Consider the following 540-nt stretch of genomic DNA (forward strand, 5'->3'; position numbering starts at 1 on the left):
GTGCTAGGGCGTTCCGAAATAATTAACCTATACTTGTATGCAAGGACTTTCCTTACTTTTTCTTCAATCAATTTAGCCGGTAAGCGACCATCCCAATAAGCTAAAACAAGATTGTTGAGTTGAGCTTCTGGTGATGATGGACCTAGTAGAATGTCATTGCCAGCAAGTAGTGCAGCCACTCCAATATCTCCTAAGGATTGAGTTTGAACCCCTTCCATCTCTAACCCATCAGTAAATATTAACACTTGAAAGCCTAAGTCCTTTTTTAGTAGGTCTGTGCAGACGTTGGGACTTAGAGAAGAGGGTATTGAACGGTTCTCCAAAGCTGGAACGCTAAGATGAGCCGTCATAATACCTCCCAAACCAGAATTGATGTAATTCTTGAATGGGGCTAACTCTACAAGTTCAAGACGCTTGCGAGTTGCTTGAACTATAGGTAGTGTTTTGTGAGAGTCTTCACTCGTGTCTCCGTGTCCCGGAAAGTGTTTGGCTACAGAAAGGACTCCTCCGTCTTCTAGTCCAAGAGCATAGGCTTCTGAT

Annotated in this window: 1 protein-coding gene; it reads right to left on the reverse strand. The window is 43.3% G+C overall.

What is annotated here, in order from left to right; genetic code table 11:
* The coding region (locus J5M58_RS26045) for a glycoside hydrolase family 3 N-terminal domain-containing protein (protein ID WP_306795250.1) at nt 1-540 on the reverse strand (540 nt) is incomplete at both ends.

It is taken from the genome of Pseudomonas sp. 32_A (assembly GCF_017490905.1).
GTDB lineage: Bacteria > Pseudomonadota > Gammaproteobacteria > Pseudomonadales > Pseudomonadaceae > Aquipseudomonas > Aquipseudomonas inefficax.